The following is a 19,819-nucleotide window of genomic DNA, read 5'->3' as shown; positions in this document are numbered from 1 at the left end:
CATGAACGGACAGAACGCAGCGTGCGAACGGGTGCCGCCGACCGGCTCCGCGGGGTGGCTCGCCGAGCTTGCCTTCACGCCACGCAAGGAATCCTGGGTGGCCTCGTCGGCGGACCGCTTCTACAAGATATTCCGCCGCAGCGACGACCCGCTGCGCGACTGGCTGGACCCGACGTGCATGGAAAAGGCCGGCCGCGAGTACGCCGATGCGCTGCTGCTGCGCGAGCTGAGCGAACACGTCTGCACGCCGTTGCGGCTCGACCATGCATGCGTGGTCTATCCGCGACTCTCCGGGCCGGACCTGCGCCCGATGCTGCAGCAAAAGCACGGTGCCTTCGGCCCGCGGCATCGAGCGCAAGCCTTGCGCAAGGCGATGGTGGTGCTGGCGCAATTGCATCGCGCGCGCTCGAATCCGGCCGGCTACCCGGCCAAGGACTACCTGCACGACGGCTACCTGGTGCCCGACGCGGAGGTCGCACGGCGCATCGGCGAACGCGAGCGCACGCTCTTCATCGGCGGTTTCGAAGTGCGCAATTTCCGCTACGACGAGGAGCGCGAGGACTGGTTGTTCTTCGACCCGCAGCACGTCTACCTCGGCATGCCGGAGGACGACGTGGCGCGGTTCGTGATCTCCCTGCTGATGATCAACTGGGGTCAGGGCGGCGGCGTCACGCTGTGGCAGGGGTTCGACGTGGAGGACCTGCTCGCCGCCTACGAGGATGCCGCCGGCTTCCTGCTCGACGGCACCCTGCTCACTTATTTCCTGCGCGAGACGATCGCCATGCGTCGACATTTTGCACAGAAGGCGCTGCGCAACATGGCGGGCGCCAGGCGGGTCATTGGCCGACCGTATCTGGCCGGCTATTTCATGCAACTCAACCACTGGGCCGCAAACCATGAATTTTGACTATGAGCGCGATACCCGCGGCTTCTATCAGAACGACGATACGGCGCGGCGTTACCACCAGATGTTCATGTCGCCGAAGGGATGGCGCAATCTTCCCTCGCGGCTGGTCGCGCGACGCGAGCGGCGCGCCATCGAAACCCTGCTCGACCAGGTGCCGCACCGCACCGCGCTGGACCTTCCGGCCGGCACCGGCAAGCTCGCCGGCATCTTCGCCGCGCGGGGCACCCGCGTGGTGGCCTCGGACATCTCCGCCAGCATGCTGAAACTGGCCGAGGCCGAATACGCCCGCGCCGGCTGCACCGACGTGCGCTTCCAGGTGGAGGACGCGACCGACCTGGCGCGTTTCCGCGAAGGGTCGTTCGACGTGGTGGTGTGCCTGCGGCTGATGCACCGCGTGCCTTCGGGTCTGCGCCGGCGGATGCTGCGCGAGTTCGCCCGGATCGCGCCTTGCACCATCGTCTCGTACGGGATCGAAACCGGTTTCCACAAGAAACGGCGTGAGCTGCGCGCGGCGGTGTTCGGCGGCGGGCGGGACCCGCTGTGCTTCTGCAGCGTCGGGCAGGCGCATGCCGAGCTGTCAGCGGATTTCGAGGTGCTCCGGCAAATATGGATCGCGCCCGCCTTGTCGCAGGAGATGGTGTTCCTGTTGCGCTCCCGGCGCGACCGGGCCGGCGTGTTCGGCGCAGCCGACGCAGCGGGTTCCGCGCCATGAGGGCGGTGCATGCGTCGCCGCGCGCAACGCGGGCGTTGCTCGGCGCGGTCGCGCTGCTGCTGTTCGCAGCCAGGCCCGTCAGCGCAGGCTGCCCGAAACTGCTGATGTTCGACGGCACCAATTTCCACACCCAGGCGACCGACGGGCAGGCTGCCTATTGGGGCGACACGGTCGGCGTGCAGGGATTCTTCGCCAACCGCGTCATGGCCTCCTGGCAGGACGATGTCGGCACCCGCACGGACAGCAAGTTGTGGCGGCAACTGGGCCTGTTCCAGTCCGTCTATGCCCGCCACGGCGTGACCGACAACTTCATCAAGGTGGCGCTGTACAAGCCGATCGACTGGCACGACCCGGATGGGTTGAAACAGGTGGTGCGGAACTTCTCGCACGCCGCGGCGCTGGCGCGGCATGCAGGGCTCAAGGGCATCGCGATCGACCTGGAGCCGTACGAGCCGACCTGGGTCGACAGCGGCGAGCTGTCCGCCACCGTGCAGGCCGAGGCAAGCGCGATCGCCGAGGCCATGCGGGCGGCCTATCCGCAGATGACCCTGGTCGTCATCAAGGACGCGCTTCACCAGAACTATCCGCGCACGCCGCTCGACGAACTGGTCTCGAAGTTCGGCACCGATCCGGGCCCCTCGCGTCATTTCTGGCATGGCGGCTATGCGCTGGCCATCCCGTTCCTGCACGGGTTGCTGTCGGCGAACTGGGCGCATGTGGTGATTGCGACCGAAGTCACCTACGACGGCTCGGACATGGCCACGCCGGTACGCCAGACGCAGCGCAACTACGACGTCTTCATGGGCACCGAACAGGCCAGTCGCAGCGGCCTCAGCGTGGCTCCCGGACTGTGGCCGCTGGGGCATTCCTACACCGACAAGTCCGCCCGCGATACGCCGCAGGCATTCGCCGAGCACCTGCGGTCCGCCTACAGCGCGGCGGAAGACTACGTGTGGATCTACGGCTACGGCAGCGCGTGGCAGGCCGACGGCCCCTATGGCGGCGCGCCGGTCACCGCCGACTTTCCGCAGTACACCGCCGCCATCCATGCGATGCGCGCGTCCTGCACGGCGAGCGCTGCCGACCCGCAGGCGCAAAGGCAGGCACACTGAGGAGGCTCGATACCCACCGTGAAGATCGTCTTTTTCGCCAACACCGACTGGTACCTCTACAACTTCCGCCGCTCACTGGCGCTGGCCGCGCAGTCCAGCGGCTACGAGGTGCTGCTGGTGTCGCCGTCCGGCGCGTACGGCGAGCGGCTGCGCGGCCTTGGCCTGCGCTGGCAGCCGCTGGCAGGGATGGATCGGCGCAGCCTGAATCCCGCCCGCGAACTGCAACTGCTGGCGAGCCTGGTGCGGCTGTTCCGGCGCGAGCGCCCGGCGCTGATGCATGGCTTCACGATCAAGTGCGCGGTGTACGGCTCGCTTGCCGCGCAGCTCGCCGGCGTGCCGGCGCGGGTGAATGCGGTGGCCGGGCTGGGCTACGTGTTCGCCAGCAACGACCGCAAGGCGCGCTGCCTGCGGCCGATGGTGCGCGCGGCGCTGCGTCTGGCCATGCGCGGGCGGCGCACGCGGCTGATCCTGCAGAATCCGGACGACGAGATGATGTTTCGGCAATCCGGCCTGATCGGTGCCGATCGCATCGACCTGATCCCGGGCTCGGGTGTGGACTGCACGCGGTTCAGTCCGCGCGCGAACGCAGACGGTCCGCGCAGGCCGCAACCGTGCGTTTTGCTGGCCGCGCGACTGCTGTGGGACAAGGGGGTGGCCGAATACGTCGAGGCGGCGCGCCTGCTGCGCGGGGCCGGCCGCCGCATCCGCTTCCTGCTCGCCGGCATGCCCGATCGGGGCAATCCGGCGGCGGTGCCGGAAGCCACGCTGCAACAGTGGGTGGAGGAAGGCGTGATCGAGTGGCTGGGGCACGTGGACGACACCAGCGAGCTGTTCCGTTCGGTGGACATCGTGGCGCTGCCCACATACTACCGCGAAGGCCTGCCGAAATCGCTGATCGAGGCCGCCGCCTGCGCGCGACCGTTGATCACCACCGACATGCCGGGCTGTCGCGAGGTAGTGACGAACGAGGTCGATGGCCTGCTGATTCCGCCGCATGACGCCGCCGCGTTGGCGCGCGCCATCGCCCGCCTGGTCGATGCGCCCGAACTGGCCGCCCGCCTGGGCGCCGCCGCGCGGGCCAAGGTACTGGCGAATTTCGACGAACGCCTCGTCATCGAACGCACGCTGGCGGTATACCGCGAACTGCTGCAGCCCGACCGCATGGCGCACGCCGCCGCCGTCGACTGACGGCTCGCCTGATCCCCGCGCGGGGTATCGGCTGCGCGCAGATGACCCGCTGCGCGCGTCGGATTTCGCGGCGCGGTGCGCTTGCGCAACCGGCAGGGTGACCGTCATCAGGGGAGACGTGCACGCGCGCACGGTGGTCATGGCCTGGAATGTGCTTGAATCCCCTGCAGGCTCTGCCGAGCCGGCCATCCGTCGCGCCACCGGACGGGTGAGCGACCATTCCATGTCCACAAGCGACGCCACGCGTCCGCGATTGCTGCAACCGGGAACCATACCGATGACCCTCACCAGTCTTGGCATCCTGCTCATTGTCAACGGCGTGCTGCTGTGGGCCATCATGGCCGCGCTTCACCGTCACACGGTGGCGCTGAAAAACCTGCAACTGCAGATGGAAACCCTGCTTGGCCGACACGGCGCCGACGCGGGCGGCGAGATTCCGGCAGTCCGCCCCCGGGATGCCGGAAAGCCGCCGTCCCGGTCGCGGCCCGAGTCGGTGGACTCCTCGACACGCTGAATGGCTTGCGCCGACGTCCGACTCGCCGTCTTGGCGTGGTCGCGCGGAACGGGTAGAACGGTGCCGTTCGCGCGTGGCGACGACCACGCCCCATCCCCGGAGCCCCGTATGGATATGCCGTCCGTTCCCACCGATGCCGAACTGCTGGCGCTGGCCGGTGAGGTGGCCGTGGAAGTGCAGCGCTGCCGCTTGATGCTGGTCACGGCCGAATCCTGCAGCGGCGGCTGGATCGCCAAGACGCTGACCGACCTGCCGGGCAGTTCGGCCTGGTTCGACGCCGGCGTGGTCACCTACAGCTACGAGGCCAAGGAGGCCCTGCTCGGGGTCAACCCGCGCACGCTGGAGCATGCCGGCGCGGTCAGCGAAGAGACCGTGCTGGAGATGGTGGCCGGCGCGCTGGCGCGCTTCGGTGCCGGCGTGGCGGTAGCGGTGACCGGCATCGCCGGTCCGACCGGCGGCATGCCGGGCAAACCCGTCGGTACGGTCTGGATCGGCTGGAAACGCCGCGGCGGTTACGCCCATGCGCGGATGTTCCATTTTTCCGGCGATCGCGAGGCCGTGCGCCGGCAAACCGTGGCGGCGGCGCTCGAAGGCTTGCGGAAAACCCTGACGGAATGAGGCGCCGCGCGCTGCCGGACCGGCTTGACGAGTGTGGGATACTGCACGTTCCGATCATGGCCCGTTGCCGCGCGCGGCCGAGCCCGCATGATCGCAACCCGTGAGATTCGATCCGGGCATCATGCCTCCCACTCACCGCCCAACCGGAATACCAACGATGGATGACAACAAGCGCAAGGCGCTCACCTCCGCCCTCGGCCAGATCGAGAAGCAGTTCGGCAAGGGTGCCGTGATGCGGATGGGTGACCGCGTCAACGAGGCGATCGAGACGGTTTCCACCGGTTCGCTGGGCCTGGACATCGCGTTGGGCGTCGGCGGCCTGCCGCGCGGCCGCGTGGTCGAGATCTACGGCCCGGAGTCCTCCGGCAAGACCACCATGACCCTGCAGGCCATCGCCAGCTGCCAGCGCGCCGGCGGCACTGCCGCGTTCATCGATGCCGAGCACGCGCTCGATCCGACCTACGCGGAAAAGCTCGGCGTCAAGGTCGACGACCTGCTTGTGTCGCAGCCCGACACCGGCGAGCAGGCGCTGGAAATCGCCGACATGCTGGTGCGCTCGGGCGCGGTGGACATGGTGGTGGTCGACTCGGTCGCCGCGCTCACCCCGAAGGCGGAAATCGAGGGCGAAATGGGCGACTCCCACGTCGGCCTGCACGCGCGCCTGATGAGCCAGGCGCTGCGCAAGCTCACCGCCAACATCAAGAAGTCCGGCTGCCTGGTGATCTTCATCAACCAGATCCGCATGAAGATCGGCGTGATGTTCGGCAGCCCCGAGACCACCACCGGCGGCAACGCGCTGAAGTTCTACGCCTCGGTGCGCCTGGACATCCGCCGCATCGGCGCGGTGAAGAAGGGCGACGAGATCATCGGCTCGGAAACCCGCGTCAAGGTGGTCAAGAACAAGGTGGCGCCGCCGTTCCGCCAGTGCGAATTCGAAATCCTGTACGGCGAGGGCACCTCGCGCGAAGGCGAGATCATCGAGCTGGGCGTGGCGCAGAACCTGATCGACAAGTCCGGCGCCTGGTACAGCTACAACGGCGACCGCATCGGCCAGGGCAAGGAGAACGTGCGCCAGTTCCTGCGCGACAATCCGGCGATCGCCAACGAGATCGACAAGCAGCTGCGCGAACGCCTGTTGGTGCCGGTGGGCAAGGCAGCCGCGGCCGGTCCCGAAGAGGCGCTCGAGGAAGCGTGAGCCGTGATGGTTGACGTTCCGTTGCATGCGCATGGCCCGGCTCGCCCGGGCCATGCGCGTTTTGGCCAGGTGCCGTATCTCGGCGCGACGATGCATGTCTTCCCGGCCGGTCCGCCCGGGCGTGGATCCGCAGGATCGGAGTCGAAGGGTCGCCCTTCGACTTCGCCACGCCACGCCCAGGCAGAACGGCGGGGGGAATTTGCCCGTACCCGGTATGCGGTTGCATGGCCATGACATGAACAAGCGTCCTGGCGCGGGCAACCCGACCAAACCCCAACGCAGCGCCTACGAGAAGGCGCTGGGCTTGCTCGCCCGCCGCGAGCATTCGCGCAAGGAACTGAAGACCAAGCTGCGCCAGGGCGGCTACGAGAGCGAGGAAACCGCTGCGGCGCTGGATCGTTTGGGCGAGCAGCACTACCAGGACGACGACCGCTTCGCCGAAGTGCTGCTGCGCAGCCGGATTGCCCAGGGCTACGGACCCATGCGCCTGCGCCAGGAGCTGAAAAGCCACGGCCTGGCCGACGCTCGCATCCGCGAGTTGCTGGACGCGGCGGAGGTCGACTGGGACGCCTCGGCCGCCGCCCAACTGCGCCGGCGCTACGGTGGCGCGGGCACGAATGACCCCGCCGAACGCGCCCGCCGGGCACAGTTCCTCTTGCGCCGCGGCTTTGCCGCCGCCACAGTACGACGTGTTACCCACGCCGAAGTGGACGACGCCGACGATCTTCCCTGACATCCATCGCCACCCGGCGGTGGCGGAGCGATTGGCGCCAAGCCGGTGTGACCCCCTGCCGCCAGCCACCGCGATCCGCATGAAAACCTCCGAAATCCGTTCCGCCTTCCTCGACTTCTTCCGCGCCCGGGGCCACGCCATCGTGCCGTCCAGTTCACTGGTGCCGGCCAGCGACCCGACCTTGATGTTCACCAACTCCGGCATGGTGCAGTTCAAGAATGTGTTCCTCGGCAGCGAGAAACCCGGCTACGTGCGTGCGGCCGACGTGCAGCGCTGCCTGCGCGCCGGCGGCAAGCACAACGATCTGGACCAGGTCGGCTACACCGCGCGCCACCACACGTTCTTCGAGATGCTCGGCAACTGGTCGTTCGGCGACTACTTCAAGCATGAGGCGATCGGCTGGGCGTGGGAGCTGCTGACCCAGGTGTTCAAGCTGCCGCCGGAGCGGCTCACCGTCACCGTCTACCACACCGACGACGAGGCTTTCGCGATCTGGCGCGACGAGATCGGCGTGCCGGTCGAGCGCATCATCCGCATCGGTGACAACAAGGGCGCGCCGTTTGCCTCCGACAATTTCTGGCAGATGGCCGACACCGGCCCGTGCGGCCCGTGCACCGAGATCTTCTACGACCACGGCGCGCACATCGCCGGTGGTCCGCCCGGTTCGCCGGATGAGGACGGCGACCGCTACATCGAAATCTGGAACCTGGTGTTCATGCAGTTCGACCGCGCCCCCGACGGTACGCTGAGCCCGCTGCCGGCGCCGTGCGTGGATACCGGCATGGGCCTGGAGCGGCTTGCCGCGATCCTGCAGCACGTGCATTCCAATTACGAGATCGACCTGTTCGCGCACCTGATCCGCGTCGCCGGCGAACTCACCGGCACGCCCGACTTGGCCAACAAGTCGCTGCGCGTGATTGCCGACCACATCCGCGCCTGTTCCTTCCTGATCGTCGACGGCGTGCTGCCCTCCAACGAGGGGCGCGGCTACGTGCTGCGCCGGATCATCCGCCGCGCGCTGCGGCACGGCTGGATGCTCGGCGTGCGCGGCGACTTCTTCTGGAAGATGGTGGCGCCGCTGGTGGAGGAGATGGGCGAGGCCTATCCGGAGCTGAAAGAGAAGCAGGCCATCGTCGAGGATGCGTTGCGCACCGAGGAGCAGCGTTTCGGCGAAACGCTGGAACACGGCATGCGGCTGTTCGACGAGGCCGCGGCGAAGTCCGGCAAGACCATCCCGGGCGCCGAGGCGTTCCGCCTCTACGACACGTACGGTTTCCCGGTCGACCTCACCGCCGACATCGCACGCGAGCGCGGCCTCGACGTCGACATGGCCGGCTTCGAGCAGGCCATGAACGAGCAGCGCGAACGCGCCCGCGCCGCCGGCAAGTTCGAGGCGAGGGGACAGATGCCGGCCGAGCTGGCCAGCCAACTGCCGCCTACCGTGTTCCTCGGCTACGAGGCCTTGGAAGACCGCGGCGGCAAGGTGCTTGGCATCGTGCGCGGCGGTCGCCATGTCGACCGGTTGGGCGAGGGCGAGGAAGGATTGCTGATACTGGATCGCACGCCGTTCTACGCCGAATCCGGCGGCCAGGTCGGCGACACCGGCACGTTGTTCGGCACGTCCGGCCGTTTCGCGGTCGACGACACCTTGAAGATGGGCGGCGTGTTCTTCGGCCACGCCGGCCACTGGCACGGCACGCAACCGCTGCGCAGCGGCGACCTGCTCGACGCCCAGGTGGATCCCGCGCGCCGCCAGGCGATCGTGCTCAACCACTCGGCCACGCATCTGCTGCATGCGGCGCTGCGCGAGGTGCTCGGCACCCACGTCACCCAGAAGGGCTCGCTGGTGGCGCCGGAGCGCCTGCGTTTCGATTTCTCGCACCCCAAGCCAGTAAGCCATGGGGAATTGGCTCGCGTCGAGTCGATGGTCAACGCCGAGGTGCGCCGCAACGCGGCCGCCGAGGTGCACCGCATGGGTTACGACGAGGCGATCGCCACTGGTGCCATGGCACTCTTCGGCGAAAAGTACGGCGATGAAGTGCGCGTGCTGAAGATGGGCGACTTTTCCACCGAACTCTGCGGCGGCACGCACGTCAACCGCACCGGCGACATCGGCCTGTTCAAGATCGTCGGCGAATCCGGCGTCGCCTCCGGCGTGCGTCGCATCGAGGCGGTCACCGGCGACGGTGCGCTCGCGCATGTCGCCGAGGAGGAGCGCCGCCTCGCCGATCTCTCCCGTCTGCTCTCCAGCAGCGGCGACGACGCCGTGGAAAAACTGCGCCAGTTGTTCGATCGCCAGAAGAAACTCGAGCGCGAACTGGATTCGCTGCGCAGCAAGGCCGCCGGTTCCGCCACTGCCGACCTGACTGCCTCGGCTGCAGACGTCGACGGCATCAAGGTGGTCGCTGCGCGCCTGGAAGGGTTCGACGCAAAGTCGCTGCGCGACAGCGTCGACCAGCTCAAGCAGCAGCTCGGCGATTGCGTGGTGCTGCTGGCCGGGGCTGCCGACGGCAAGGTCGCGCTGATCGCCGGTGTACACGGCAAGGCGCTGGGCCGGATCAAGGCCGGTGACGTGGTCGCCCATGTCGCGGCGAAGATCGGTGGCAAGGGCGGCGGTCGACCCGACATGGCCCAGGGCGGCGGTTCCGACAGCGCCGACTTGCCGGCGATCCTGGCGGGTCTTGCCGACTGGGTTTCCTCGCGTTGATTCGGCTTAACGACTGCTGCAGCGCCGATTGCACCGGGGAATCGTGCTCAGTTAGTATCCGCGGAGGTCGGTTTTTCGCCAAAAGGCGCAAAGCCGCCAGTCAGGACGCTTAAGGAGTGTTTTGGCTGTGAGCCGGGAAGGCGGTAGGGCCTTCGACGGATCAAAAACGTCGAGCCGCGGATGGACTCACGCTCAGGGGTGAGGCAGGGTCAATCCGCAAGCCTGTGACCAGCAGCATTTTATGGAGTAGCAATCATGTTGATTCTGACCCGCCGGGTCGGTGAGACCCTGATGATCGGCGACGAGGTGACCGTCACCGTTCTTGGCGTGAAAGGCAATCAGGTACGCATCGGCATCAACGCGCCGAAAACCGTGGCCGTCCATCGCGAGGAAATCTACCAGCGAATCCGCGGTGAACACGACGCCGGCAGCGCTCCGGACGACAGCGGCGACCACTGACCACCGTTTCAAGACTTTACCTGGGCCGCGCCGATCAGTATCCTTGCCGGCTCCGCAGTCATGCGGCAAAACCCCGGAGAGATGCCCGAGTGGCCGAAGGGGCTCCCCTGCTAAGGGAGTATCGGGTCAAAAGCCTGATCGAGGGTTCGAATCCCTCTCTCTCCGCCAATGAAGTAACGTAAGCTGTTGATTTAAAGCAACTTGCGCGCAAGACAAGACGGCTGGTATGCCATTGGGTATGCCAGCCGTTGTTGTTTCTGGTTCTGACGTGTTGGGCTTGGTTGAGCTGTCTACACTGGATACAGCTATAAACGAAGAGGTGCGCACCAAGCGGTGCGCACCTTTTTAGTTGTACGACTTACAGTCTACCCGCCAGAGGCGGAACTGAATTGTCACGCGGTAACTACGGGTCTCGACTCACAAAAGAACAGCGGGCCGAACATGACGCTTGTCAGTCGCGTTGCGTGAGACCCGGATCCGGACAATGCAATCACGCACGCAAAGAACGGGGTCGTCCTGGATGCTTCCTGCTTTCGTATTTGCCGACAGGCACTCGTGTTGGGCTATGTCGTGCGCACGCTACTGAAGGTGGCATTGCACTTGGGCTAGAAACGAACCCCAAGGGTCAGTTCACGCGGAAGAGCCGGCGCGGTTCATTGTTTCCGGCGGCCCATTGTGCGAATATTTACCCAGTGCATCATGGGGTAGCGTGTGTTCGACCACTAACAAATATGGAGTAATCATGCTAAGCGGCTCAGGCCCCGTCGTTATCGACCTTTTTTGCGGCGCTGGCGGTCTCAGTGAAGGCTTACGTCAGGCAGGATTTCGGCCTGTGGTGGGAGTGGACTTCGACAGGCACGCGGCGGCGACCTACCGCTACAACCATCCTGGCGTTCCTGTGATTGAAGGGAACGTAGAGTATGTCACGGGTGAGCAGCTCATCGCCCTTGCGGGAACTTCGGACATAGACCTCTTGGCAGGCGGTCCTAGTTGCCAAGGCTTCAGTACGCACGGAAAGCGGCTGCAAGACGATCCCAGAAACTTTCTCTTTAAGCACTTCGTTCGACTAGTTGACGAAGTCCGGCCAAAGATGTTCTTGATGGAGAATGTCAAGGGTATGCTCACTTATGGGAAGGGTGAGTTCAGGCGTCAAATCGAAGGCGCATTCGCGGAAATCGGCTACCGCACCGACTTCAGCCAGGTTCTTGCAGCCGACTATGGAGTTCCACAAATGCGGCGCCGAATCCTGTTCATCGGAACACGGTTCGACCACCTTCGTCTTTCCTTCCCTAAACCCACCCATTCGGATTCCAAATTAGGCTTGAAACCCTATGTGACAGTTGACGAAGCAATTGGCGATTTGCCGTTAATAGGCAATGATTACGAGAATCAAGCTCGTGCGTACGTCTGTCGTCCGAAAAATCCGTATCAGGCTTACTGCCGGACAGGTGCTCCGAAGAAAATCACGACTCACGTGGGGCGTCCGTTATCGAAGCAGGCACAGGCGTTGGCAAGGCATATATCTCAGGGCCACGGCCTTCGTTCAGCCCCTGTCAAAGTGCTGCCAGAACGCTTCAAGAAGATGCGGACGATCTCCACCGGCGCGCTGCGCAAGGATTGCACCACCCTGTACTTTCGCTTGGATCCAGCCAGACCGGCTTACACCATTACCTGCAACTATAGAAATGTCGCGTCTGGTCCATTTCTTCACCCATTCGAGGACCGGGCGATCTCCCATCGCGAGGCAGCGCGCTTCATGAGCTTCCCCGATCGTTATCAGTTCATGGGGGCAAGCTTTCCACGACAGATCGGAAATGCGGTTCCGCCGCTCCTAGCGCGTGCGATTGGGGATGAGATTTTGAAGTCGCTTATGGAGTTCGAGTCTGCTAATGCTAGGCGTGTAGCCTGATGTCGAAGAAAATTCGGGCTGATCGTGTTGCACTTGCGTTGAACAACATCGGGGATTGGCGGAACGTTGCCAAGTCCCAGGGAGCAACTCATCTGTTTCCGATGCTGGCTCTCATCCAGAGAGGCGCTGGTGTTGCACCGGGTCAGGCGGTGCTTATGAACGAAACGCCGCATGAGTTTGAGTTCTGGGATAAGTATTTTCGTTTGAACGATGGCAACGAGGCGAAGCCATATTTCAACCCGGTGACATTGCGTCGAGCAGAGGCGGGTTTCCCCCACAGTAATTCCGCGACCATCCGCAAGAATACGTTTGCGGGTAAGTGGGGGGCGGCGCAACGAGTTGACTCGCCAGATGGGGAGAGTTGGATGCTCTCCGAGAATTTTGCAGCCATCTTCCGCGAGAAGGTTCTAAGCAAGGGCCAAGAGATTCACCGGGCTCCTGTCTTGGATCTCGCGGTCCTGATGTTCCGGGACGACAATTTCGACGATACCGATGACGCGAGAGCTCTTGAGCAGCGCTTTCGAGAGACCTTCCCCATGCGGGACGTCGATTTCGAGAGCCTCTTCGTCTTTCATCCCGAAGAGCAGTCTAAGCTCTTTGAAGATGCGCAGCACCCGCAGGACTACGAGGCGGCAATCAAATCAGCTCTTGTCGATGATGTAACGTCAGCGTCGTCTATTCCGGCCGCGACACCATCGCCTGCAGCGATGCACCTAGATGATCCGATTTTGGTGCAGGTTCAACAGCTCCTTTCGCTAGGTACATCTGGCATTATTTTTACCGGGGTTCCTGGCACCGGAAAGTCCTACTACGCAAAGCGCGTTGCTAAACACTTGGTTCAGAATGTTGACACTGATATTTTTAAGGTTCAGTTTCATCCGTCCTACGGCTACGAAGACTTTGTAGAGGGTTATCGGCCAGATCAGTCGTCGACGTCTGGCTTTCAGATCGTTGACAAGACTTTCCTGCTCGCCTGTAAACGCGCGGAGGAGCTTAAAGCAAATAATGGTTTAGCGGTTATCATCGTTGACGAAATAAACCGCGGAGATCCAGCGCGCGTATTCGGCGAACTCCTAACTTACATTGAGAGGACATATCGGGGCGAACAGTTTACGCTACCTTTTTCCGGCAGACTTAGTTCGGTCCCCGACAATCTCATTTTCTTGGGGACGATGAATCCATACGATCGAAGCGTTACGCAAGTCGATGCCGCGTTCGTGCGTCGTTTCGACCACATCGAAGTTGCGCCTTCGCGCGAGGTTGCTGAGGAGCTTTTAGAGAGCTCGGCTGGTTTTACTCCCGCCCAAATCACGGAAATTGGTCAGTGGTTTGAGACTGTACAGCGCATGGTGCCCTTCGGCATCGGGCATTCGTTCTTTGCCGACGTGAAGAACCTTGAGCACTTGAAGCTGGTGTGGCGATACAGAATGAAGCCGACTGCCGGGCAGGCTATTGAGCTCAACGACGGTGCAATTGACAATTTGGCCGCAAGCTTCGGTGCCCTGATCCGGCGAATCGAAGGTGCAGCCGACGATGCTTGAGATAATTGAGTGCGAAGAGTTCGGAGACCTTTCGATCCGTGTCAGTGCACTCCTTAAGGACGGAGAGTTGCGACTCGACGAGCGCATAACGACAAGGGGCTATCTATCCGCAACATTGAAGGGCGGACAGATTACGCTTCGTACGACGAAATACGTTGGAACTATTCCTCTCACCGCTGATCTTTCCGTTCGCGTCAAGCCAAGAGCGACAATTTCAAACCTGTCTTATATGCTTGTGAGATCCGGGGTTATCCCGACCGCGATCTCTAGTTTTTCACGTGGGTATTTGCCGAGATTCACCACGGTCGCTAACGTCGAAAGGGTCTTCGGCCGATCACTGGTTGATGGCGCGAAGCTCATAGCCAAACGCGGTTTCATGAAGGAGTATATTCGGCCGCTAAATCCGTCGCCTTGGCGCGGCAGGCTATTGGCGTCGGACACAATCCGACGCCACGCATCGAAAGGAGTCCGGTATCGGCACGAATTCGATCTAAGCATACTTTCACCGTCGATCATCGAGAACATCGCTCTAAAAAGCGCACTTACGCAGACGACAGATTGGTTTCAGCGAAATGATCGCCGGAACCCCATAATCGCGGAAGCAAAGGCTATTCTTCACGACCTCTGGCCTGTCGCGGTTTGGGATGGGATGCAGAGTGATTTGGTCACTCGGCTTTCCCAGCGCATCCGTGCGTTATCACCTCGGTTGCCACATTATCGCGACCCCCTTTGGGCATCGCTACTTATTCTTCAAAACTCACTGCCCGATATTGCATTTGACGGTTTTGTTCGACTGGATTCCTTGATAGTCGATGTGTCAGCCGTGTTCGAGGCGTTTCTCCGGAGAGAGTTAGCGGACCGGCTTCGGCCACTAGGTTATGAGGTCCAAGATGGCAACCGAACCCCAAGACCACTTTTTACAGACGCAGGGCAGTACTCTGTCCACCCGGACATCATTATCTGGCGAGACGGTTCGGTGGTTGCATTGTTGGACGTTAAATACAAACCTTCCCCCAAGGAACAGGACCGCTATGAGGTACTTTCTTTCATGGATGCCATGGGGGTAAGCGTCGGCGGTTTCGTCTGTCCCGCAGTAGAAGAGGATACGTCTAGGTATGTTGGTGAAACCGCATCAGGCAAGAAGTTCTTTTCCATTCGATACGATCTGGCGGTGGTTGACCCAGACGCTGAGTCCGATCGCTTCGCTGAAAATGTAATTCGCATGCTGGTCGGAAGCAGAGATTTCGACTAAGAACGGACAGAAGGGGGCATATTTGGTGGTCTTGAACAGGCTCTCGCTGTAAGGGTTGTCGTTGCTTTGCTGGGGTCGGGAAAAGCTGGCCTCGATGCCCAGATCGACGAGCAGCCCGGCCAGCGTCTTGGAGCGCATCGGCGCACCGCGATCAGCATGCAGCGTGAGTTGGTCCTTGGGGACCGCCTCGCGCAACGCCGTCTGCTCCACCAGTTCGCGCGCCAGCGCGGCGGACTCACGCGTACTCAGCAGCCAGCCGACGACGTAGCGGCTGTACACATCGAGCACGACGTAGAGATAGACATACGTCCATTTCACCGTCGTCTTGAGTTTGGTGATGTCCACGACCACAACTGGTTCTGCGCCTCGGCCAGCAGCTCGGGACGGGCGTACACCGGATGCACACGTTGCTCGCGCCGCTCACGCACCGCCTTCTGCGCGGCCAGCAAGCGGTACATGGTGCGCACCGAACACAGGTAACGCCCCTCATCGAGCAAGACGGCGTAGATCTGTTGGGGTGCGCGGTCGACAAAGCGCGGGCTCATCAGTTCGCCGAGCACAGCCGCCTGCTCGGCGGCATCGAGCTTCAGCGGTGGCGTGCGGGTGACCGCCGTCCGCACCTTGGGCCTGCGCTGTCGGTGTAGCGTCGCCCGTGACAGGCCCAAGCTGGTACACGCCCGCACAACGCCAACCAAGGCCGATAACGCCGGCAGCGCACTCATGGCTGCTCCTCGCCGCTCGGCAGGCCCAGCAACGCACAGAGTTTTTTTTGGCGTCGATGATCGCTTCGGCTTGCGCCAGCCGCTTTTGCGCACGCGCCAGGTCGCGTTCGAGCTGGTTGATCCGAAGCTTCTCCGGGCGCGCGGGATCGGGTTTGCGTCCGCGCTTGGGCTCCGCCGTCTGCGCGTCCAGCGCTGCAACCTGGCGATGCCAATGGGTCAGGTGCGAGGAGTACAGCCCTTCACGATGCAGCATAGCGCCGAGCTCACCGTCGGGCAGTCCTGCGGCCAAGGTGACGATCTTGCGCTTATAGCCGAGCGTGAACCGCCGGCGTGTCGCCTCCGGCACTTCGGTCGAGGCATGCACCGTGGTCGAGGATACTGCCGCCGTGGAAGACGAGGGGGAAATCATTGATGCTGGGGTGTCCATGAGATGAGCCTACCTTCAGTAATGGCGATGAGGTAGTTGTCTCAGGTCACATTGGCACCGGGGATAGGAAGGTACGCTGTCGACGCCCATAATGCCGAGTTCTACTGTAACGGTGTGGAGCTCGCAAGTGGTGGGGCAGCGAATATCTTCGAGTCAGCACGACTCTCGTCGAACACGTACCCTCATTGACAGATCGAATGTCGTGGTGAGGGCTGCAGTGGCGCCCATAGAGATCAGCCCTTCAAGACGGTGAGGTGGCCTGCGAGCTGGCGCGGACAACGCCTACACGCCGCAGCTCCTTCCGCCGATGGCCCCACGCCTATTTTTGGTGGCATCTTGGTGGTGCCCGGTGAGTCTGGACCGATCCGACTGCCTGTCAGGCGCAAGCCGACACGGAACATAGTCTTGGTGGAACCGACGAACTGGGCGCTTCGCCAGGCACGGCGCATCAAGCTCATCTTCACTGACCCACCAACCACACCGGGGGCTTGTGACCGGCGAGGGATGCGATGAATGTCCTGCCAACGTCGATGACCAGTCTCCCCAGCCACTTCCGCTGGATCATCCCGATCGTATTCATCGTCGATTTGCTGAAGTTCCCCAGGGTGGCAGTCCGGACCAAGGAAGGCGATGCCAGCCCCTCCCCTGTGTTCCCGTGGCAAGATGATCCCAAAGAGACTGGAATCGCGGCTAGGGGCAGGGAAATAGATGGAGTTTCTGATAGTCATTGGGCTTCTCTGGCTCATCGGGACGATCTTTGGCAACATAAACCCCCGTCGCGCCAAGCCGAAGGTCGATCCCGCCTTGGAAGCCGAACGACGGGCTAACCAGAAGCGGGAAGACGACAGGTTTCAAGACGCGTTCGAGCAGTGGGATGCGCATCTGTCGGTCATAATGGGCAGTGGTCGATGGATTTCCAAGGGAACTGTCTCCCGGTTCCTGGCCAAGCACCCCGCGCCCAAGCACCCTCGCAAGACCTGGAGGCAGGCGGTCGGTGAGCCATCGCCCGAAGAGACCTTGCGGCTCCGGTTCGATAAGGCGAATGCGAGCCACCTGGCACGCCAGAAAGTGGTGCGCAGGGATTTCTTCAACACAGTGGAGAAGAACCCGCTGACCGACGAACAAATTCATGCTTGCATCTGCATGGACGACAGCGTCATGGTCGTGGCCGCCGCCGGCTCGGGTAAAACCTCCACCATGGTGGCCAAGACCGGCTACGCCCTCCACGAAAAATTGGCCACGCCGGAACAGATCCTGTTGCTGGCGTTTAATACAGCCACTGCCGAAGAAGTAGGGCAGCGTATCGCCGAGCGACTGCGTGGCGTGCCCCACGTGGACAAGGTGCGCTCCAACACGTTCCACGCCTTCGGCATCAATGTCATCGGCAAGGCCACCGGCAAGAGGCCGTCGCTTGCGCCCTGGGTGAGCCCTGACAACCCCGGCGCCGATATCCGCGAAGTGTCCGACATCATCAAGACCTTGGCGGGCCAGGATGCGGCATTCAAGCGCGACTGGGATCAGTTCCGCACGATCTATGCACGCGATGTCGGCAAGTGGGGCCATCGGCAAGAGCCCGACGCCTATGCCGACGGCCGGAGAGGGTTCCTCACCGCCCACGGCGAAATCGTCAAGAGTAAGGAAGAGCGAATCATCGCAAATTGGTTGTTCTACAACGGTATCAGGTACGACTACGAGCGGGCCTATGAACACGACACGGCCGACAGCCAGTATCGCCAATACTTCCCCGACTTCTACTACCCCGACGCCAACCTCTACCACGAACACTTCGCGCTCAACGAAAAGGGCGAGGCACCCAAGGAGTTCAAGGACTACCTCGAAGGCGTGGAGTGGAAACGCCAACTCCACGTGGACAAGGGCACCGCGCTGGTCGAGACCACATCGCACGGGCTGCTGACCGGGCAGGCCATCCCCGCTCTGGAACAGGCGTTGATCGCTCGCGGCGTCCAGCCGGTATTCGATCCCACGCGAAAAAACGTCGGGTTGCCCCCTGTCGACGAGAAGGACCTGGCTAGGTCGTTCCGGGTGTTCCAACAGCACGTCAAGAACAACGGCCTGACCCACGTCCAACTGCAGGCGGCCTTGAAGGAGCAGTCCAAGGACGGCTACGGCGCACGCTTGCGCATGTACCTTTCCCTCTACGAGCGCATCGCGAGTGAATGGGAACGTCGCTTGCGGGAGGGCCAGTTCATCGACTTCGAGGACATGCTGATACAGGCGGCTGCGCATGTGGAGTCTGGGGCTTACAAAAGCCCGTACATTCTCATCTTGGCCGACGAGTTCCAGGACAGTTCCCGCGCCCGCATCCGGCTATTGAAGGCCTTGGCCGGCAACCCAGGCGTGCCCACCCACCTGTGTGTGGTCGGCGACGATTGGCAAGGCATCAATCGGTTTGCCGGCTCCGATATCTCCGTCATGACGGAGTTCGAGAAGACCTTCGACTTCGCCACGCGTCTGACGCTCAACACGACGTTCCGATGCCCGCAGCACCTGTGCGACGTGTCCAGCCAATTCATTCAGGTCAACCCCGCCCAGATCAAGAAAACAGTCAAAACGACCAATCCGCTGACTAAAACGCCCATGCTGGCCTACGGGTTTGTCGAGGACGAGATGATCCCCGGCTACATCGAACAGCAACTGGCCGACATGCATTGCTACGCTGTGGCAGGCAAGCTCAAGCCGGCCAAGGGGGCCCACATCACCATCCTGTTACTGGGCCGCTATCGGCGCGACATCCCGGACTCGTTGGCGCAGTGGCAGCAGCGGTTCGGCGACCGATTGAAGATCGACTTCAGGACCGCGCACGGCTCCAAGGGGTTGGAGGCCGAGTACGTCTTCGTCCTCAATGTTCTCCAAGGCACTCATGGCTTCCCCAGCCAGATCCAGGACGACCCCGCGCTCCAGTTGGCCATGCCCGCGCCTGACCCTTACCCGTTCGCCGAAGAGCGCCGCCTGTTCTACGTGGCCATGACCCGGGCCAGCAAACAGGTGCGCTTCTACACAACGCTGGCCCAGCCATCCCAGTTCTTGGTAGAACTGGTCAAGCGCAACCACCTTGTAATCGAACCTTTGGGCGGAGAGGGGGTAGAGCCGTGCGCCCGACCTGACTGCGGTGGCGTCATGGTGCCGCGTGGCGATGACACGTTTCTGGGTTGTTCGCGCTTTCCGGCCTGCGACCAGACGTGCAAGCTGACCGATCCGGCCATCGTGCGATGCTCACAGCGGATTACGGTGCCGGTGGTCGCCGGGCAAACCTGCCCCGTATGCGGGAAGGGCGTGATCCAGGAAAAAAACGGCAGGAATGGCCCGTTCTACGGTTGCTCACGCTTCCAGGAAGGCTGCAAGGCCACTGCCAACATCCCCAAGCGCTGACCTACGACTTTATATGGCCGTGCCGCACACACGACCTAGGATGATGGGCGAAGTGGATGGCCCGAGCTCATTGGCTTGCGCGGCCAGCTCGACTGCAAGACGTTGCCCGCATAGCGGTGCTTGGCGTCAGCACACTGATCCATCCAAGGTAGGAGATATGTCGATTTGGGCAACTCCGCTTGGCGGTGAAGTTGCGCAGGCTACCGCACCTGCGCCACTTCATCGGTTAGGGTGCTGCACTTCGAAGTTGAATCCGCCGACGATGGTTGGAGGGTTGCAGTGGAGCCGCACCGACAAAAAAAGAAGTCGCCAGCCCGCGAGGGGCAGGAGCCTACGCCCCTGCCCCTCGCCCGACTACCCACCATCACTGGTCGTCATCTTCTTTGCTGCCCAGCAAATACTTCGCGAGGCCATACAGCGCAAAGCCATACAC

The 19,819-nt window shown here is 62.8% G+C and carries 16 protein-coding genes and 1 tRNA gene; 15 read left to right on the top strand and 2 right to left on the bottom strand.

Features of this window, described 5'->3' with window-relative positions; translation table 11 throughout:
* The first annotated feature begins 1 nt into the window (after position 1).
* The 14 genes from ACVCMI_RS13725 to ACVCMI_RS13660 all read left to right on the top strand — a co-directional run bounded on the left by ACVCMI_RS13725 (position 2) and on the right by ACVCMI_RS13660 (position 14,847).
* Positions 2-907, top strand: a complete 906-nt coding sequence (locus ACVCMI_RS13725) for a hypothetical protein (protein ID WP_447098440.1) — start codon at positions 2-4, stop codon at positions 905-907.
* Positions 840-1,619: a class I SAM-dependent methyltransferase gene (locus ACVCMI_RS13720; RefSeq protein WP_447098441.1), complete on the top strand. Its 780-nt coding sequence runs from the start codon at positions 840-842 to the stop codon at positions 1,617-1,619. The genes ACVCMI_RS13725 and ACVCMI_RS13720 overlap by 68 nt, the downstream gene beginning before the upstream one ends.
* Positions 1,616-2,731, top strand: a complete 1,116-nt coding sequence (locus ACVCMI_RS13715; protein WP_447098442.1) for a hypothetical protein — start codon at positions 1,616-1,618, stop codon at positions 2,729-2,731. The genes ACVCMI_RS13720 and ACVCMI_RS13715 overlap by 4 nt, the downstream gene beginning before the upstream one ends.
* Before the next feature lie 18 nt (positions 2,732-2,749).
* Positions 2,750-3,919: a glycosyltransferase family 4 protein gene (locus ACVCMI_RS13710; RefSeq protein ID WP_447098443.1), complete on the top strand. Its 1,170-nt coding sequence runs from the start codon at positions 2,750-2,752 to the stop codon at positions 3,917-3,919.
* Between the two features lie 277 nt (positions 3,920-4,196).
* Complete coding sequence (locus ACVCMI_RS13705; protein WP_395119582.1) at positions 4,197-4,433, top strand: hypothetical protein; 237 nt, start codon at positions 4,197-4,199, stop codon at positions 4,431-4,433.
* A gap of 108 nt (positions 4,434-4,541) precedes the next feature.
* Positions 4,542-5,051 (top strand): CinA family protein, encoded by a 510-nt coding sequence (locus ACVCMI_RS13700; protein WP_395119581.1) that lies wholly within the window; start codon positions 4,542-4,544, stop codon positions 5,049-5,051.
* A 157-nt stretch (positions 5,052-5,208) separates the two neighbouring features.
* The gene (recA, locus tag ACVCMI_RS13695) at positions 5,209-6,246 is read left to right on the top strand and encodes a recombinase RecA (RefSeq protein WP_395119580.1); all 1,038 of its coding nucleotides are present in this window, start codon (positions 5,209-5,211) and stop codon (positions 6,244-6,246) included.
* Positions 6,247-6,481: 235 nt separating this feature from the next.
* Positions 6,482-6,979, top strand: coding sequence for a regulatory protein RecX (locus ACVCMI_RS13690; protein WP_447098444.1), 498 nt, complete (start codon positions 6,482-6,484; stop codon positions 6,977-6,979).
* A 79-nt stretch (positions 6,980-7,058) separates the two neighbouring features.
* Positions 7,059-9,686, top strand: a complete 2,628-nt coding sequence (gene alaS, locus ACVCMI_RS13685; RefSeq protein WP_447098445.1) for an alanine--tRNA ligase — start codon at positions 7,059-7,061, stop codon at positions 9,684-9,686.
* A 255-nt stretch (positions 9,687-9,941) separates the two neighbouring features.
* A complete protein-coding gene (gene csrA, locus ACVCMI_RS13680; protein ID WP_395119577.1) occupies positions 9,942-10,145 on the top strand; it encodes a carbon storage regulator CsrA in 204 nt (67 codons plus the stop codon).
* A 75-nt stretch (positions 10,146-10,220) separates the two neighbouring features.
* Positions 10,221-10,313: transfer RNA gene (locus tag ACVCMI_RS13675), tRNA-Ser, on the top strand.
* Between the two features lie 574 nt (positions 10,314-10,887).
* Positions 10,888-12,054 carry a DNA cytosine methyltransferase gene (locus tag ACVCMI_RS13670; RefSeq protein WP_447098446.1) on the top strand — a complete coding sequence of 389 codons (1,167 nt, stop codon included), beginning with the start codon at positions 10,888-10,890 and terminating at the stop codon, positions 12,052-12,054.
* Positions 12,054-13,595: an McrB family protein gene (locus ACVCMI_RS13665; protein ID WP_447098447.1), complete on the top strand. Its 1,542-nt coding sequence runs from the start codon at positions 12,054-12,056 to the stop codon at positions 13,593-13,595. The genes ACVCMI_RS13670 and ACVCMI_RS13665 overlap by 1 nt, the downstream gene beginning before the upstream one ends.
* A complete protein-coding gene (locus ACVCMI_RS13660) occupies positions 13,588-14,847 on the top strand; it encodes a 5-methylcytosine restriction system specificity protein McrC (RefSeq protein WP_447098448.1) in 1,260 nt (419 codons plus the stop codon). Before ACVCMI_RS13665 ends, ACVCMI_RS13660 begins: the two co-directional genes overlap by 8 nt.
* On the opposite strand, the gene ACVCMI_RS13655 is transcribed toward ACVCMI_RS13660, so the two are convergent.
* The gene (locus ACVCMI_RS13655; RefSeq protein ID WP_447098449.1) at positions 14,728-15,192 is read right to left on the bottom strand and encodes a transposase; all 465 of its coding nucleotides are present in this window, start codon (positions 15,190-15,192) and stop codon (positions 14,728-14,730) included. The two genes, ACVCMI_RS13660 and ACVCMI_RS13655, sit on opposite strands and share 120 nt — an antisense overlap.
* A complete protein-coding gene (locus tag ACVCMI_RS13650) occupies positions 15,162-15,569 on the bottom strand; it encodes a hypothetical protein (protein ID WP_447098450.1) in 408 nt (135 codons plus the stop codon). The genes ACVCMI_RS13655 and ACVCMI_RS13650 overlap by 31 nt, the downstream gene beginning before the upstream one ends.
* A 1,135-nt stretch (positions 15,570-16,704) precedes the next feature.
* On the opposite strand from ACVCMI_RS13650, the gene ACVCMI_RS13645 reads away from it, so the two are divergent.
* Positions 16,705-19,386 (top strand): UvrD-helicase domain-containing protein, encoded by a 2,682-nt coding sequence (locus ACVCMI_RS13645; protein WP_447098451.1) that lies wholly within the window; start codon positions 16,705-16,707, stop codon positions 19,384-19,386.
* The last annotated feature ends 433 nt before the right edge of the window (positions 19,387-19,819 follow it).

This window comes from Rhodanobacter sp. UC4448_H15 (genome assembly GCF_052978265.1).
Note: the sequence above shows the minus strand (reverse complement) of the source record. Positions and strands in the feature narration are given on the sequence as shown.

Bases quoted from the DNA above. Each gene is read 5' to 3' on its own strand.
- ACVCMI_RS13725 (WP_447098440.1), top strand. From the start codon at position 2: ATGAACGGACAGAACGCAGCGTGCGAACGGGTGCCGCCGACCGGCTCC.
- ACVCMI_RS13715 (WP_447098442.1), top strand. From the start codon at position 1,616: ATGAGGGCGGTGCATGCGTCGCCGCGCGCAACGCGGGCGTTGCTCGGC.
- ACVCMI_RS13705 (WP_395119582.1), top strand. From the start codon at position 4,197: ATGACCCTCACCAGTCTTGGCATCCTGCTCATTGTCAACGGCGTGCTG.
- ACVCMI_RS13700 (WP_395119581.1), top strand. From the start codon at position 4,542: ATGGATATGCCGTCCGTTCCCACCGATGCCGAACTGCTGGCGCTGGCC.
- recA (WP_395119580.1), top strand. From the start codon at position 5,209: ATGGATGACAACAAGCGCAAGGCGCTCACCTCCGCCCTCGGCCAGATC.
- ACVCMI_RS13690 (WP_447098444.1), top strand. From the start codon at position 6,482: ATGAACAAGCGTCCTGGCGCGGGCAACCCGACCAAACCCCAACGCAGC.
- alaS (WP_447098445.1), top strand. From the start codon at position 7,059: ATGAAAACCTCCGAAATCCGTTCCGCCTTCCTCGACTTCTTCCGCGCC.
- csrA (WP_395119577.1), top strand. From the start codon at position 9,942: ATGTTGATTCTGACCCGCCGGGTCGGTGAGACCCTGATGATCGGCGAC.
- ACVCMI_RS13670 (WP_447098446.1), top strand. From the start codon at position 10,888: ATGCTAAGCGGCTCAGGCCCCGTCGTTATCGACCTTTTTTGCGGCGCT.
- ACVCMI_RS13665 (WP_447098447.1), top strand. From the start codon at position 12,054: ATGTCGAAGAAAATTCGGGCTGATCGTGTTGCACTTGCGTTGAACAAC.
- ACVCMI_RS13660 (WP_447098448.1), top strand. From the start codon at position 13,588: ATGCTTGAGATAATTGAGTGCGAAGAGTTCGGAGACCTTTCGATCCGT.
- ACVCMI_RS13650 (WP_447098450.1), bottom strand. From the start codon at position 15,569: ATGAGTGCGCTGCCGGCGTTATCGGCCTTGGTTGGCGTTGTGCGGGCG.
- ACVCMI_RS13645 (WP_447098451.1), top strand. From the start codon at position 16,705: ATGGAGTTTCTGATAGTCATTGGGCTTCTCTGGCTCATCGGGACGATC.